At 71.7% G+C, this 12,652-nt stretch carries 18 protein-coding genes; 11 read left to right on the forward strand and 7 right to left on the reverse strand.

The annotated features are described in order from the left end of the window. The first annotated feature begins 16 nt into the window (after positions 1–16). Together ACY1JX_RS14300 and ACY1JX_RS14305 are read left to right on the forward strand one after the other, a co-directional pair. Positions 17–568 (forward strand): dihydrofolate reductase family protein, encoded by a 552-nt coding sequence (locus tag ACY1JX_RS14300; RefSeq protein WP_462564398.1) that lies wholly within the window; start codon positions 17–19, stop codon positions 566–568. A 65-nt stretch (positions 569–633) separates the two neighbouring features. After that, entirely contained in the window at positions 634–927 is a 294-nt protein-coding gene (locus ACY1JX_RS14305; protein ID WP_286930020.1) for a TFIIB-type zinc ribbon-containing protein, read from the forward strand. A 10-nt stretch (positions 928–937) separates the two neighbouring features. On the opposite strand, the gene ACY1JX_RS14310 is transcribed toward ACY1JX_RS14305, so the two are convergent. After that, positions 938–1,378: a VOC family protein gene (locus tag ACY1JX_RS14310; protein ID WP_181756458.1), complete on the reverse strand. Its 441-nt coding sequence runs from the start codon at positions 1,376–1,378 to the stop codon at positions 938–940. Positions 1,379–1,447: 69 nt separating this feature from the next. On the opposite strand from ACY1JX_RS14310, the gene ACY1JX_RS14315 reads away from it, so the two are divergent. Together ACY1JX_RS14315 and ACY1JX_RS14320 are read left to right on the forward strand one after the other, a co-directional pair. Further along, positions 1,448–1,870: a GNAT family N-acetyltransferase gene (locus ACY1JX_RS14315; RefSeq protein WP_462564399.1), complete on the forward strand. Its 423-nt coding sequence runs from the start codon at positions 1,448–1,450 to the stop codon at positions 1,868–1,870. A 165-nt stretch (positions 1,871–2,035) separates the two neighbouring features. Next, positions 2,036–2,776, forward strand: coding sequence for a dienelactone hydrolase family protein (locus tag ACY1JX_RS14320; RefSeq protein WP_462564400.1), 741 nt, complete (start codon positions 2,036–2,038; stop codon positions 2,774–2,776). On the opposite strand, the gene ACY1JX_RS14325 is transcribed toward ACY1JX_RS14320, so the two are convergent. Both ACY1JX_RS14325 and ACY1JX_RS14330 read right to left on the reverse strand, forming a co-directional pair. Further along, positions 2,773–3,222: a VOC family protein gene (locus ACY1JX_RS14325; RefSeq protein ID WP_286930029.1), complete on the reverse strand. Its 450-nt coding sequence runs from the start codon at positions 3,220–3,222 to the stop codon at positions 2,773–2,775. The genes ACY1JX_RS14320 and ACY1JX_RS14325 overlap by 4 nt on opposite strands. 37 nt (positions 3,223–3,259) lie before the next feature. After that, positions 3,260–3,784 (reverse strand): 2'-5' RNA ligase family protein, encoded by a 525-nt coding sequence (locus ACY1JX_RS14330; RefSeq protein ID WP_286930031.1) that lies wholly within the window; start codon positions 3,782–3,784, stop codon positions 3,260–3,262. Positions 3,785–3,914: 130 nt separating this feature from the next. Here ACY1JX_RS14330 and ACY1JX_RS14335 point away from each other — a divergent pair, with 130 nt between their 5' ends. The 6 genes from ACY1JX_RS14335 (at position 3,915) to ACY1JX_RS14360 (ending at position 8,032) form a co-directional block, all read left to right on the forward strand. Next, positions 3,915–4,331 carry a VOC family protein gene (locus ACY1JX_RS14335; RefSeq protein ID WP_286930033.1) on the forward strand — a complete coding sequence of 139 codons (417 nt, stop codon included), beginning with the start codon at positions 3,915–3,917 and terminating at the stop codon, positions 4,329–4,331. 322 nt (positions 4,332–4,653) lie between these two features. Further along, a complete protein-coding gene (locus ACY1JX_RS14340) occupies positions 4,654–5,211 on the forward strand; it encodes a DUF2231 domain-containing protein (protein ID WP_286930034.1) in 558 nt (185 codons plus the stop codon). After that, positions 5,208–5,777 carry a DUF488 domain-containing protein gene (locus ACY1JX_RS14345; protein WP_286930036.1) on the forward strand — a complete coding sequence of 190 codons (570 nt, stop codon included), beginning with the start codon at positions 5,208–5,210 and terminating at the stop codon, positions 5,775–5,777. Before ACY1JX_RS14340 ends, ACY1JX_RS14345 begins: the two co-directional genes overlap by 4 nt. Before the next feature lie 32 nt (positions 5,778–5,809). After that, the gene (locus ACY1JX_RS14350; RefSeq protein ID WP_286930038.1) at positions 5,810–6,331 is read left to right on the forward strand and encodes a hypothetical protein; all 522 of its coding nucleotides are present in this window, start codon (positions 5,810–5,812) and stop codon (positions 6,329–6,331) included. Continuing rightward, positions 6,328–6,777, forward strand: coding sequence for a DUF421 domain-containing protein (locus ACY1JX_RS14355; RefSeq protein ID WP_181756472.1), 450 nt, complete (start codon positions 6,328–6,330; stop codon positions 6,775–6,777). The genes ACY1JX_RS14350 and ACY1JX_RS14355 overlap by 4 nt, the downstream gene beginning before the upstream one ends. A 76-nt stretch (positions 6,778–6,853) precedes the next feature. Next, on the forward strand, positions 6,854–8,032 hold the full coding sequence (locus ACY1JX_RS14360; protein ID WP_181756473.1) for an alcohol dehydrogenase catalytic domain-containing protein: 1,179 nt from the start codon (positions 6,854–6,856) through the stop codon (positions 8,030–8,032). A gap of 15 nt (positions 8,033–8,047) precedes the next feature. Here the strand turns inward: ACY1JX_RS14360 and ACY1JX_RS14365 are convergent, their stop codons facing one another. Genes ACY1JX_RS14365 through ACY1JX_RS14380 form a run of 4 tightly spaced genes read right to left on the reverse strand, consistent with a single transcriptional unit; the run spans position 8,048 to position 10,246 of the window. After that, positions 8,048–8,413 carry a VOC family protein gene (locus tag ACY1JX_RS14365; RefSeq protein WP_286930042.1) on the reverse strand — a complete coding sequence of 122 codons (366 nt, stop codon included), beginning with the start codon at positions 8,411–8,413 and terminating at the stop codon, positions 8,048–8,050. Then, a complete protein-coding gene (locus ACY1JX_RS14370) occupies positions 8,410–9,504 on the reverse strand; it encodes a carboxylate-amine ligase (RefSeq protein WP_286930044.1) in 1,095 nt (364 codons plus the stop codon). Before ACY1JX_RS14370 ends, ACY1JX_RS14365 begins: the two co-directional genes overlap by 4 nt. Positions 9,505–9,550: 46 nt before the next feature. Next, the gene (locus ACY1JX_RS14375; protein ID WP_462564401.1) at positions 9,551–10,042 is read right to left on the reverse strand and encodes a carboxymuconolactone decarboxylase family protein; all 492 of its coding nucleotides are present in this window, start codon (positions 10,040–10,042) and stop codon (positions 9,551–9,553) included. Between the two features lie 6 nt (positions 10,043–10,048). Then, positions 10,049–10,246 (reverse strand): hypothetical protein, encoded by a 198-nt coding sequence (locus tag ACY1JX_RS14380; protein ID WP_181756477.1) that lies wholly within the window; start codon positions 10,244–10,246, stop codon positions 10,049–10,051. Between the two features lie 120 nt (positions 10,247–10,366). On the opposite strand from ACY1JX_RS14380, the gene ACY1JX_RS14385 reads away from it, so the two are divergent. Next, a complete protein-coding gene (locus tag ACY1JX_RS14385) occupies positions 10,367–12,643 on the forward strand; it encodes a catalase (protein WP_286930051.1) in 2,277 nt (758 codons plus the stop codon). Positions 12,644–12,652: the final 9 nt, after the last annotated feature.

A 12,652-nucleotide genomic window follows, 5' to 3' on the forward strand; every position in this document is an offset into this window, starting at 1 on the left:
ACCGGAGGAGGCGCGGATGCATGTCATCGCCCAGGAGTGGACGTCGCTCGACGGCTACGCGGCAGGGCCGTCGGGGGAGGGCGAGATCTTCGCCGCCGTTCCGCCGGAGGCCGACGCCGCGAGTCAGCGCTGGAACCTCGAGCTGCTCGACCGGGTGGACCACGTCCTGCTCGGACGCCGGACCTACGACCTGTTCGTCCAGTACTGGCCCGGGGCCGACGACCCGATCGCCGAGCGGGTCAACGCGATCCCGAAGGTCGTGTGCTCGCGGTCGCTCGACGCGGCACCGTGGGGAGGGTTCGCACCCGCCCGCGTCGTGCCGGACGCCTCGGCGCACCTGCGCTCGTTCCACGACGGCACGGACGGCGTCGTCCTGGTCTGGGGATCGCTGTCGATCGTGCACGAGCTGGTCGAGGCCGGGCAGCTCGACGAGCTGGACCTCTTCGTCGCGCCGGTCGTCCTCGGTGGTGGCACTCCGCTGCTGCCTGCTCCGGTCGGTCTGCGGCAGCGCGCGGTCGAGGACCTGGGCGGTGCCACGCACCTCCGCCTCGCCCTCGCGCCGCGCTGAGGGCGCTCGGTTGGGCGGTCGAACCTACGCTGAGCACACAGTTGTCCGTGCCGAGGAGGATCCCGATGAAGTGCCCCAATGACTCGACGACCCTGGTGATGAGCGAGCGCTCCGGCGTGGAGATCGACTACTGCCCCGAGTGCCGGGGCGTGTGGCTCGACCGCGGCGAGCTCGACAAGATCATCGATCGCGCGGAGTCCGAGGCGTCGCGCTCGGTCCCGCCCGCTCCCGCGGCCGCTCCGCCGCGCGACGACCGCTACGCGTCGCGCCCCGGCTATGACGACCGCGACCGTCGCTACGACGACCGTCGCTACAGCGGCAAGAAGAAGAGCCACTGGCTGGGCGAGCTGTTCGACTGAGCCCGGCCCCTCAGCCGGCCGGCTTGAGCTCCTGCGCGAGCATCACGATGATGCCGCTGGGCCCCCGAACGTAGGTGAGCCGGTAGATGTCCTCGTAGGTCGCCACGCCGCGCAACGGGTGGCAGCCGTGCCGTGCGGCGATCTCGAGGGCCTCGTCGAGGTCGTCGACCGAGAAGGCCACCCGGTGCATGCCGATCTCGTTCGGGAGCGTCGGCTCGGTCTCGATCGCGTCGGGATGGATGTATTCGAAGAGCTCGAGTCGGCCGTGGCCGTCGGGCGTCTGCAGCATGGCGATCTTCGCGTGGTTCCCGTCGAGCCCGACCGCGGTGTCGGTCCATTCCCCGCTCACCGTGTCGCGCCCCAGGACGGTGAGCCCCAGGTCGGTGAAGAAGGCGATCGTGGCGTCGAGGTCGCGGACCGCGATGGCGACGTTCTCGAGTTTGATGGGCATGCTCCGCACGCTAGCCGTCCGGGCCGACGGTGGCGACGGTGTTCGCGCCGCCGATGGCAGGGTGGGAGCGTGAGCGACGAGTACGAGCTGCTGGCCGAGGTGCCGGCGGAGGCCGACTACCTGCACCTGCGCCGGGCCTCGGGCCTGAGTCCGAAGTCGCCGGAGCAGGCGCGTCCTGCCCTGGCGGGCGGCTGGGCGGCCTGCCACGTGAGGCACGTCCCCAGCGGCCGCACCGTGGCGATGGGACGGGTCATCGGCGACGGTGGCTGGTACTTCCACGTCGTCGACATGGCGGTGCTGCCCGAGCACCAGCGACGCGGCCTCGGCGACTGCGTCCTCACCCACCTGCTCGACGTGATCCGCCGCGACGCCCCGCCGGGCGCCTACGTGTCCCTCATGGCCGATCCGCCGGGCCGGCGGCTCTACGAGCGGCACGGCTTCGTCGACAGTGCTCCTCACTCGGTGGGCATGGTCCTGCGGGCCGACGCCTGAGCGCTGTTCCCGAGGTCGATCCGTGGCTAGGCTGCTGGAGTCCGTGCAGGAGCAGAGGAGGTGGTACCCGTGAACGAAGCGACGTGGGTGCTCTCCTCCGGAGTCACGGTCGGGCGATAGGTCGTCCCGGGAGCGCCGTCAGGTGCACTCCCGAAAGGCACGACCATGCACTTCCACTCCGAACGCCGTCTCGACGGCGACATCCTCGAACGCCACTTCACGCTCGGCGAGATCCCCGGCATCCTCTGGACGCCCGGTTCCACGCCGGCACCGTTGATCCTCGCCGGCCATCCGGGCGGCTTGGACGGTATGTATCCCCGGCTGCTGAGCCGGGCCGCCCACGCGGCGCAGCACGGGCTCGCCACCCTCTCCGTCGAGCTGCCCGGAGGCGGTGACCGACCCCGCGTGCCGGCCCTCGAGGAAGCGCGCGCCGACCTGCGTGCGGCCCTCGCAGCCGGGGAGCCCGTCGACGGCATCGTCGACGCTCTCGTCCTGCCGCTGGTGGAGCTGGCGGTGCCGGAATGGCAGGCGGCGCTGGACGCTGCACTGTCGCTGCCCGAGATCGACGACGGCCCGGTGGGGTTCTCCGGGGGAGTGATCGCCATCGGCGTCCGACTCGCGGTCGTCGAGCCGCGCATCGCGGCCGCCCTGCTGTTCGCCGGCAGCTACGTGCCCCGCTCGATGTTCGAGGAGGCCGGGCGGGTCACCATCCCGTTGCACGTCCTGCTGCAGTGGGACGACGCCGGCAACGACCGCCAACTCGCGCTGGACCTCTTCGACGCGTTCGGCTCGGCCGAGAAGACGCTGCACGCCAACCTCGGCGGGCACACCGGGGTCCCGGCGTTCGAGGCGGACGCCTCGATCGGGTTCTTCCTGCGACACCTGGGACGCCGTGGCGACCACTAGGAGGAAGAGGGCCGCGGGGTGACGGTGGTTCCGCCCCATTCCGGGGGGTCGACGTCGCGCAGGGTCTGGTTGAGCACCCACTGATGACCGAAGGGATCCTCGATGGCGGCTTGGCGCTCGCCGTACTCCCAGTCGTGCATCTCATCGACCAGGCGGGCGCCGCGCGCCAGGGCTCTCTCGACGACCTCTGCCACGTCGGCGACCTTGAACATCACCTGGTGGGAGGTCTGGGGCAGCGGCGTCCGCCGCCCAGGACGCACCTCGGCGACGACGAGCTCTGCGGCGGGCCCGTCGGGCAGGCCCAGCTGCGCGCGGTGCCCCTCGCCGATCCGGACGTGCTCGACGAAGCCGAGGACCTCGCCGTACCAGGCCACGGCCGCGCGGACGTCGGCCACGATCAGGACAGGGGTCACTCGGGCGTGCGGTGCCGACCGGTTCGTGAGCACCCGGCCAGCGTAGGTCGCAGCCGGATCACGAACCCTGTCATGAGGACGGCCGGGCGACCGCGACGTCCTCGATGAGGTCCTGTGCCGGGTCCCACCAGCGGAGCCGGTCGGCAACCAGGTCGCGCGGGGTCGCGGTGGACTGGAGCACCTCGAGCGCCTCGGGCAGCAGGCGCCGTGGGACGCGTCGCGCCAGCGTCACGTGGGGAGTCCAGACGGGGTGACGCAGGGCCGGCACCAGCGCGCGAATCCGCTCGGCGGCGGCCGCCAGGGACGCGTTCGGCTCGACGAGGTGGGCGATGGTCACACGAGGTCCCTGGCCGAAGAGGACCAGCCCTCGCACCTCGATCCGCGCGGGCAGGAGGGGAGCGATCGCCTCGCGCGCCGTCGACACGGCAGCGGCCTCGACCTCGACCGCCGCCACGAGGGTGACGTGCGGTGCGTTGGTCATCGACCGGTGGTCCGCCTGCGACGGGATCCCGGCGGCCCTGAGCGCCTCCCACTGCGCCAGGACGGCGCCCGCGGAGGAGGGCTCGAAGCTGAGCTCGAGGGCTTGGTCCGGCACACGTGGAGGATAGGCCAGCCGGGCTGCGATCGAATCTTGAGCCGGTTTGGCCCCGATATGGGCCGAACCGGTACAACCTTCGGCCGGGAGCGGCTTGCCTGACCGGCCCTTGCTGTGGGTACCTGTCGGCATGAGCGCGTATCCCCGGATCCTGCAGACGGTCATCGACGCCACCGACGTGCGGCGGACGGCCGAGTTCTACCGCGAGCTCTTCGGGCTCGAGTACCGGCCAGGTGACGAGCCGCCGGCCGAGGGTGACGAGGACGAGGTCGACTGGCTCGTCCTCCGCGGCACCGACGGTGGGCACGGCCTGGCGTTCCAGCAGGCCGAGGAGCTGAAGGCGACCACGTGGCCGGACCCCGACGTGCCGATGCAGCTGCACCTCGACACCTGCGTGCCCGACACGAAGGAGCTCGAGCGTCAGCGCGCTCGCGCCGAGGGGCTGGGCGCCACGATCATCCTCGATCGCACGGACGACCCGGACGAGCCGCTCTACGTCTTCGCGGACCCCGAGGGGCACCCGTTCTGCATCTTCGTCGGCGACTGATCAGCGGCGCACGAGCCGACGCAGTACCCGCGTCGCCACCCAGGTGCCCACGACCGCCGGCAGCGCGAGGACGACCGGATCCAGCACCTGGTGCTGCAACAACAGGCCCCGACCTACGCGGCGAGCGTGAATGCGACGTCGCCGAACGGGTACCGAACAGGTGTACGCAACACCGAAAGGAACTCATCATGACCACGAGATCACCGATGACCTCGACCCCGATGCAGACCGCCGCCGCGCTGGTCGGTGGGGTCTTAGCCGGTGGCCGTGGCGTAGGACGCGGCGACGCGGGCTTCAACCCCGGTCGGGGGCCGAAGCTCTGATGGCGGCCTCGAAGCACTCCGCACGGCTCGCCGTCCGGGTGACCGAGCGGATCGAGGGTGCCCGTGTGCTCGACCCCGCCGTCCGGGCGCTCAGCCCGGTAGCGGGACGGCTGATCGGGACGGAGGGCCGCCGTCGCCTGCTCCAGGGCGACTGGCTCGGTCACGCGATCCATCCGCTGTTGACGGACCTGCCGCTGGGCTTCTGGACGTCGGCGTCCGTCCTGGACCTCGTCGGTGGTGACGAGGCCCGACCGGCCGCGCGACGGCTGGTGGGCCTCGGCGTGCTGTCCGCGATCCCCACGGCCGTCACCGGGTGGGCCGAGTGGGGCGGGATCTCGCGCCGGCCCGAGCGGCGGGTGGGCGTGGTCCATGCGGTGGCGAACGTCGCCGCCGTCGTGGCCTACGCGGCGTCCTGGCGTGCACGACGCCGCGGGCAGGACGCGAAGGGCCGAAACCTCGCGCTAGCCGGAGCGGCGGTCGCGGCCGGGGGCGGGTACCTCGGCGCCCACCTGAACGAGGTGCGCGAGGTCGCCACCAAGCACCCGGCGTTCGAGTGACCGGGGCGGCCGCGCCGCGGCTGCTGACGATCGGCCACGGCACGTCGGACCGGGCCGACCTCACGCGACGGCTCCACGACGCCGGCATCGAGGTGCTGGTGGACGTGCGGCGCTTCCCCGGCAGTCGGCGCAACCCCGACGTCTCCCGTGACGCGCTCGCGGACTGGCTGCCCGGGGAGGGAGTCGCGTACGTCTGGGAGGAGCGGCTCGGCGGCCGCCGCCGCGTGCCTGCGGAGGCTGGTGACGCCGATGCGTGGTGGCGCGTCGAGGCGTTCCGCGCCTACGCCGCGCACACGCGCACGGCGGAGTTCGACGCTGGGCTGCGTGACGCGCTCGCCCGTGCCGAGAGCGCCGTCACGGCCGTCATGTGCTCGGAGTTCGTGTGGTGGCGGTGCCACCGCCGGCTGGTCTCCGACGCCGCGATGCTCGTCCACGGCGTGCCCGTCCACCACGTCATGCCGGACGGCCGGGTCCAGGCCCACGAGCCGAGCGAGGGCGCGCGGCGCAGCGGCACGGGTCTTGCGTACCCGAGGGCTCCGGAGGCGGTGGAACCCCTTCGGGGCTAGCGTGACGGGCGAATCGACCCGGGAGGTGGATCGTGGCCGACGCGCCCGAGATGCAGGTTCCGACGCTGGAGGGGGTGGCCGGACCGCGTGAGGCACGCGGGGCCCGGCGGTGGCGGCGACTCGGCCTCGTCCTGCTGACGCTCGTCGTCGCGATGAGCTGCCTGGGCTGGCTCGGCCCGCGCGAGTCCACCGTCACCGACGCGACCGGCCGGCTGACCGTCACCTACCCCCAGCTCGCTCGGTCCGGGGCGGAGTCGGGGCTGATGGTGGAGGTCGAGGACGTGGAGCCCGGGACCGCGGTGGTGATCGAGGTCCCGGTGGCGGTCATCGACCGGCTGGGCCTCGAGGGCATGACGCCCGAGCCGCTCGTCCAGACCTCGGCCGGCGACGCGGTGCGCCTGCGGTTCGCGGCGCCGCCGGGCGGAGACTTCTCGGTCCAGTTCGCCGGCCGCCTGCCCACCCGGGCCGACCTCGGCCCGCTCTCGTTCGAGGTGCGCGTCGCCAGTGGGGCCGACGAGCTGTCAGTCGACACCCGGACGTGGGTGCTGCCGTGAACATCGTCCTGAGTGCCGCGGTCGTCTTCCTGCTGATCTGGATCGTGATGCGGGTCGTCGGCAAGCGCGAGCTGAGCGAGCTCTCCGCGTTCGACTTCGTGATCCTCGTGGTGATGGGCGACCTCGTCGCCGAGGCCGTGATCGCCGAGGACACCTCGATCACGGGTGCCGTCGTGGCGGTCTCGACCTTCGCGCTGCTGACCGTCGTCGTCTCGTGGATCTCGTGGCGGCTGCCGTCGAGACGGAAGGTCTTCGAGGGTGTGCCCGTGCTGCTGATCCGCGACGGCGAGCTCATCGAGGAGACCCTGCGGATCGAGCGGCTCAACACCGCCGACGTGCTGGCGGCCGCCCGTCAGGAGGGCATCGAGCGCCTCGACGACGTGAAGTGGGCCGTGCTGGAGCAGGACGGCAAGTTCTCGTTCTTCGTCGAGACCTCCGACCGCTGAGCGGCGCGGGACGTGTAGCACCGCAGGAGGCGGGTACATCTCCCACGGACCACGACATCGACAGTGAGGTGGGGACATGAAGGCTGTGACCTGGCAGGGCAAGCGCGACGTGCGAGTCGAGACGGTGCCGGATCCGACGATCCAGGACGACACCGACGCGATCATCGAGGTGACCACCACCGGCCTGTGCGGCTCCGACCTGCACCTGTACGAGGTGCTCGGACCGTTCATGACGCCCGGCGACATCCTCGGTCACGAGCCGATGGGCCGGGTCGTCGCCGTCGGCAGCGGCATCACGAACCTCGAGGTGGGCGACCGCGTCGTCGTGCCGTTCCAGATCGCGTGCGGATCGTGCTGGATGTGCACCCGCGACCTGCAGACCCAGTGCGAGGTCACGCAGAACCGCGACACCGGGATGGGTGCGTCGCTGTTCGGCTACTCCAGCCTCTACGGCGCGGTGCCCGGCGGTCAGGCCGAGCTGCTGCGTGTGCCGCACGCCGACTACGGGCCGATCAAGATCGAGTCCGACCTCGACGACGAGCACTTCGTGTACCTCTCGGACGTGCTGCCGACCGCGTTCCAGGCGCTCGAGTACTCGGCCGTGGGGGAGGGCGACACGCTGCTCGTGATCGGCCTCGGTCCCATCGGCGACATGGCCGCACGCCTCGCGCTGCACCGTGGCGCGCGGGTCATCGGCGCCGACCTCGTGCCCGAGCGGCTCGCCCGCACGGCCGCCCGGGGTGCCGAGACGTACGACGTGACGAAGGTCGACGTGGCCGAGGTCGTGCGTGAGGCCACCGGAGGACGTGGAGCGGACGGCGTGATCGACGCCGTGGGCATGGAGGCGCACGGCTCGCCCGTGGCACAGGCCGGCCAGACCGCCGTCGGCTTCCTGCCCGACTTCCTCGCGCGCAAGGCGATGACCACCGTGGCCGTCGACCGGCTCGGTGCGCTGCACCTCGCGATCGACGCCGTGCGCCGGGGCGGAATCATCTCGCTGAGCGGCGTCTACGCCGGCACGATCGACCCGATCCCGATGCAGACGCTGTTCGACAAGCAGGTCCAGCTGCACATGGGCCAGGCGAACGTGCGGCGCTGGGTGAACCAGGTGAAGCCGCTGGCAGAGGACTCCTCGGATCCGCTCGGCCTGGCCGACTTCGCCACCCATCGCGTCCCGCTCGACGAGGCGCCGGCGGCCTACAAGAACTTCCAGGACAAGACCGACTCGACGATCAAGGTGCTCTTCAAGCCCTGATCCGGGGCTGCGGAATCACCGCAGGACGCAGAACTCGTTGCCCTCGGGGTCGCGCAGCACGACGTAGGGGTCGTCGGGGGACTGGCCCACGTCGGCGTGGCTGGCCCCGAGGGAGACGAGCCGGTCGACCTCGGCGTCCACCTCGCCGTGGTTGACGCGCAGGTCGGGGTGGGCGCGGTTCTTCGTGGTCTTCGGGTCACCGGCGTGCTGGATCCACACGGTCGGGGCTCCACGCGGCGCCGCGGCGGGCGGCAGCAGGTGGCACGTCCCTTCGCCGTTGTCGTCGGTCTCGATGTGGTAGCCCAGCGCCTCCGACCAGAAGTCGGCCATCAGCTCGATGTCGTGGGCATCGATCGTCCACTGGATGACGGAGCACGTCATGACACTTCCTCCTCGTGGTGGGGGTCGGTGCGGCGGATCAGATCGGCCATTACGGCGGCGAGGTCGAGGGAGTCACCGGCCACGGCGCGCTGGCGGTCGGCGCCGGTGCCCCGGGTGAGGAGCCGGTGGATCCCGTCGGTGACCCGGTCGCGGGTGCCGGCCTCGTCGAGGGAGGCCCCGATGGTCTTCACGAGGGAGTCGAGGGCCTGCTCGGCCGGGACGAACGCGCGCGTGACGGGGTCGAAGAGAGTGCCGCCGAGGCCGTCGTGGCGTGCGCGCCAGCGGGCCGCCTTCAGCGTCTCGAGGCGCCACGGCGCCGGCTCCGTCGGCTCCTTGGCCAGGGTCGTGACGAGGCCACGTGTCACCTCCGCGACGAGCAGCGCGTCCTCCACGTCGGTGCACGCGTCGGCCACGCGTACCTCCACGGTCGGGAACCGCTCGGCGATGCGCGCGTCGAGGTAGAGCATGTGCTCGTCGAGGGCGGCTCCCGACTCGATCAGCTGCGCCACGACCGCACGGTAGGTCTCGAGGTCGCCGAAGGTCTCGACCGGTCCGGCGGTGGGCCACGTGTCCCACAGGTGCCCGCGCCAGCTGGCGTGGTGCGTGTCGCGGCCGTGGAAGAACGGGGCGTTCGCCGAGAGCGCGGTCAGCAGGGGCGTCCAGGGCCGGAGCGCGTCGACGACGTGGATCGCGTCCTCGTCCGCGACCTCCACGTGGACGTGCATGCCGCACGTCATGCCGTTGCGGCCGATCTCCCCGTAGCGGGCCATCATCCGGGCGTAGCGCGACTCGGGCGTGGGGCGCGGCTCGCTGCCGCCGAGCACGTCCACCGGCACCGCGACGGCGTTCAGTCCCACGGCCCTGGCGGCCGCGACCGCCGACGAGCGCTGGGCGACGAGGTCCTCCCGGAGCCCGTCGGGGTCCTCGTGCGGGCCCGTCTGCAGCTCGATCTGCTGGAGGAACAGCTCATGGTCGAGCTGCTCGTCCGGACCGAGTCGGCGGTGTGCCCGGACCACCGCCTCGGACTCGGGAACGACGTGCCCCCGGTCGTCGACGACGAACAGCTCCTCCTCGATGCCCACGCGATTCACGCCGGGCACGTACCCCGTGGGGACCGGCGCGAAACCGCGAGGGAGGTCACACGGCGCCGTCCTGCGCCTCGACCGCGTCCGCGAACTCGCAGAACGCCTCGTAGGCGCGGGCCCCGTGGACGGTCCCCGGACCTCCGCGCATGGCGATCGCCACGCCGATGGCCTCGGCGGCCTGCTGGCGGGTGGCGCCAGCCCCGGCCGCGGCCTGGCCGTGCGTGGCGATGCACCCGTCGCAGCCCTCGGCCACGCCGATCGCCAGGGCGATGAGCTCCTTGGCCGCACGATCGAGCTCGCCGTCGGCGAAGGCCGCCTTCGAGAGCTCGCCGTACCCGCGGTAGACGTCGGGGATGGCCCGGTACAGCCGACGGTGCTGGGGAGCGAGCTCGTGCAGGACGGCCTCCCCGTGAGCGGATTCCGTGGGGTGGTCGTGGCTCATGGTGTCCTCTCGACGGGCCGGCACGGCCTTGCCGCCGGGAACGTGGGCGTGACGGTAGCCCAGTCCGGGGAAGGGCACGAGAGGAGAGCCGCGGTGACCCACGTCACCTCAGTCGGGAGCGCCGTCCTGCTCGGCCACGTCGGGCCGCGTGGGGCTCTGGGGCATGTCGTGGACGTCCTCGGAGGTCGTCGTGTCGGTGTCAGGAGGCGTCGGGTTGGCCGCCGTCTCGCTCACCGTCCCGCCGTCGTCCTGGCCCTCGTCCGGGCGTTCGGAGTCCTGGTGCGATTCGCGCGGATCAGTCGTCATGGCGCTGAGGTACCCCGGCGTCGAGGTCTTCACTCGCGCGCGCGGGGATTGAGCGCGCGGGGGATTGGTCCGGGCGCAGGCGGGTACCTCACGGGCACCCGCCGACTTCTAGGAGACTGCATGGACCCCAGCAAGGCTGCGAAGAACATCAAGGATGCCGTCGAGACCACGGCGGAGAAGGCGCTGGACAAGGCCGCCGAGCTCGCCACCCCCGACATCCCGGGCCGACCCGGCCCCCACCCGACCAGCTTCGACGAGCCCACCGAGCCCCGCGAGCCGCTCCCGCCGAAGGGCGACCAGAGCTCCCCGGACACCCGGTCGGCCACCGGCGCCCCCTCCGGTGCTCCCGAGGACGTGCGCACCCAGCAGGGTGCCTTCCTGACCACGTCGCAGGGCGCGCGACTGCGCGACAGCGACCACTCGCTGAAGGCCGGCCCGCGTGGCCCGATCCTCATGCAGGACCACCACTTCCGCGAGAAGATCACGCACTTCGACCACGAGCGCATCCCCGAGCGCGTCGTCCACGCGCGCGGCGCCGGTGCGCACGGCATCTTCGAGGGCTACGGCACCGCGGCCGACGTCACGCACGCGGCGTTCCTCCAGGAGGGCGTCACGACGCCGGTGTTCACCCGCTTCTCCACGGTGCTGGGCTCGCGAGGCTCGGCCGACACCGTCCGCGACACCCGAGGGTTCGCCACGAAGTTCTACACCGAGGAGGGCACGTTCGACCTCGTCGCGAACAACATCCCGGTGTTCTTCATCCAGGACGGCATCAAGTTCCCCGACGTGATCCACGCCGGCAAGCCGCACCCGGATCGCGAGATCCCGCAGGCCCAGAGCGCGCACGACACGTTCTGGGACTTCGTCTCGCTGCACACCGAGGCGCAGCACCACACGATCTGGAACATGTCCGATCGCGGCATCCCGCGCTCCTACCGGATGATGGAGGGCTTCGGCGTCCACACCTTCCGGATGGTCAACGCCGAGGGCGGCACCTCGCTGGTGAAGTTCCACTGGAAGCCGAAGCTCGGCGTGCACTCCCTCACGTGGGAGGAGGCCCAGCTCATCAACGGCATCGACCCCGACTTCCACCGACGGGACCTCGCCGACGCGATCGAGGCCGGCGCCTTCCCCGAGTGGGAGCTCGGCATCCAGGTGTTCGAGGACAACCCCGAGCAGGAGTTCGCCGGGATCGACCTGCTCGACCCGACGAAGATCGTCCCCGAGGAGCTCGCGCCCGTGCAGCCGATCGGAAGACTGACTCTCAACGCCAACCCGACGAACTTCTTCGCCGAGACCGAGCAGGTCGCGTTCCACCCCGGCCACCTGCCGCCCGGCATCGACGTCACCGACGACCCGCTGCTCCAGGCGCGCCTGTTCTCGTACATCGACACGCAGATCACGCGTCTGGGTGGACCCAACTTCTCGCAGATCCCGGTCAACCGGCCGCACGCACCGGTGAACGACATGTTCCGTGACGGGTTCCACCAGCACGCGGTCCATGCCGGCGTCGCCCCGTACAAGCCGAACTCGCTCGACGGCGGCTGCCCGTTCTTCGCCGGTGCCGACGACCGCGCGTTCGAGGACACGCCCGTGAAGATCACCGAGTCGACGAAGGTGCGCGCCAACCCGGCCACCTTCGACGACCACTTCAGCCAGGTGCGGCTGTTCTGGGCGAGCATGAGCCCGGTCGAGAAGGAGCACATCATCCGGGCCTACTCGTTCGAGCTGGGCAAGTGCTACGAGGAAGCCATCAAGGCCCGCCAGCTCCAGCACCTGGCCAACATCGACCCGGTGCTGTGCCAGGAGGTTGCCACGGCGCTCGGCATGCCGGCCCCCGAGCCGACGGTCGAGCTGACGCCGGAGACGCCCAGCCCCGCCCTCTCGCAGGTGGGCGGCACCTGGCCGGCCGACGGCCGGATGATCGGCATCGTGGTCGATCCCGACGGCGAGCTCGGCGGCGTCGAGGCGCTGCGCGCGGCCATCTTCGCGGCCGGTGCGGTCCCGCTCGTCGTCGGACCCCACGGCGGCAAGGTCGGTCCCCTCACGGTGCAGCGCACGTTCGCGACGGCACGCTCGGTCGAGTTCGACGCGCTCTTGCTGGCGGGTCACCCGAAGCCGGCGCCCGACGCGGTCGCCGCTCGCGACGACAAGGCCGGGGCGCACGGTGGCCCGGCGCTGGACCCGCGGGTGCAGCTGATGCTCGACGAGCTGTGGCGCCACGCGAAGGTGATCGGCGCCTGGGGCGACGGAACGACTGCACTCGAGGCCGCAGGCTACAGTGGAGGGTTGACCGGAGTGGTCGTCGGCGAGGACGCCTCAACGGTGCTCGCCCAGGTGCAGGAGCTGATGGCTTCGCATCGAGTCTGGGAACGTTTCCCCGCCTCGGTCTCCTGAGCTGGAGGA

The sequence above is a fragment of the Aeromicrobium sp. JP4 genome (assembly GCF_054957925.1).

What these genes read in the sequence shown, in the direction of transcription:
- ACY1JX_RS14300 (WP_462564398.1), top strand. Translation starts at nt 17, where the DNA reads ATGCATGTCATCGCCCAGGAGTGGACGTCGCTCGACGGCTACGCGGCA.
- ACY1JX_RS14305 (WP_286930020.1), top strand. Translation starts at nt 634, where the DNA reads ATGAAGTGCCCCAATGACTCGACGACCCTGGTGATGAGCGAGCGCTCC.
- ACY1JX_RS14310 (WP_181756458.1), bottom strand. Translation starts at nt 1,378, where the DNA reads ATGCCCATCAAACTCGAGAACGTCGCCATCGCGGTCCGCGACCTCGAC.
- ACY1JX_RS14320 (WP_462564400.1), top strand. Translation starts at nt 2,036, where the DNA reads ATGCACTTCCACTCCGAACGCCGTCTCGACGGCGACATCCTCGAACGC.
- ACY1JX_RS14335 (WP_286930033.1), top strand. Translation starts at nt 3,915, where the DNA reads ATGAGCGCGTATCCCCGGATCCTGCAGACGGTCATCGACGCCACCGAC.
- ACY1JX_RS14340 (WP_286930034.1), top strand. Translation starts at nt 4,654, where the DNA reads ATGGCGGCCTCGAAGCACTCCGCACGGCTCGCCGTCCGGGTGACCGAG.
- ACY1JX_RS14360 (WP_181756473.1), top strand. Translation starts at nt 6,854, where the DNA reads ATGAAGGCTGTGACCTGGCAGGGCAAGCGCGACGTGCGAGTCGAGACG.
- ACY1JX_RS14365 (WP_286930042.1), bottom strand. Translation starts at nt 8,413, where the DNA reads ATGACGTGCTCCGTCATCCAGTGGACGATCGATGCCCACGACATCGAG.
- ACY1JX_RS14380 (WP_181756477.1), bottom strand. Translation starts at nt 10,246, where the DNA reads ATGACGACTGATCCGCGCGAATCGCACCAGGACTCCGAACGCCCGGAC.
- ACY1JX_RS14385 (WP_286930051.1), top strand. Translation starts at nt 10,367, where the DNA reads ATGGACCCCAGCAAGGCTGCGAAGAACATCAAGGATGCCGTCGAGACC.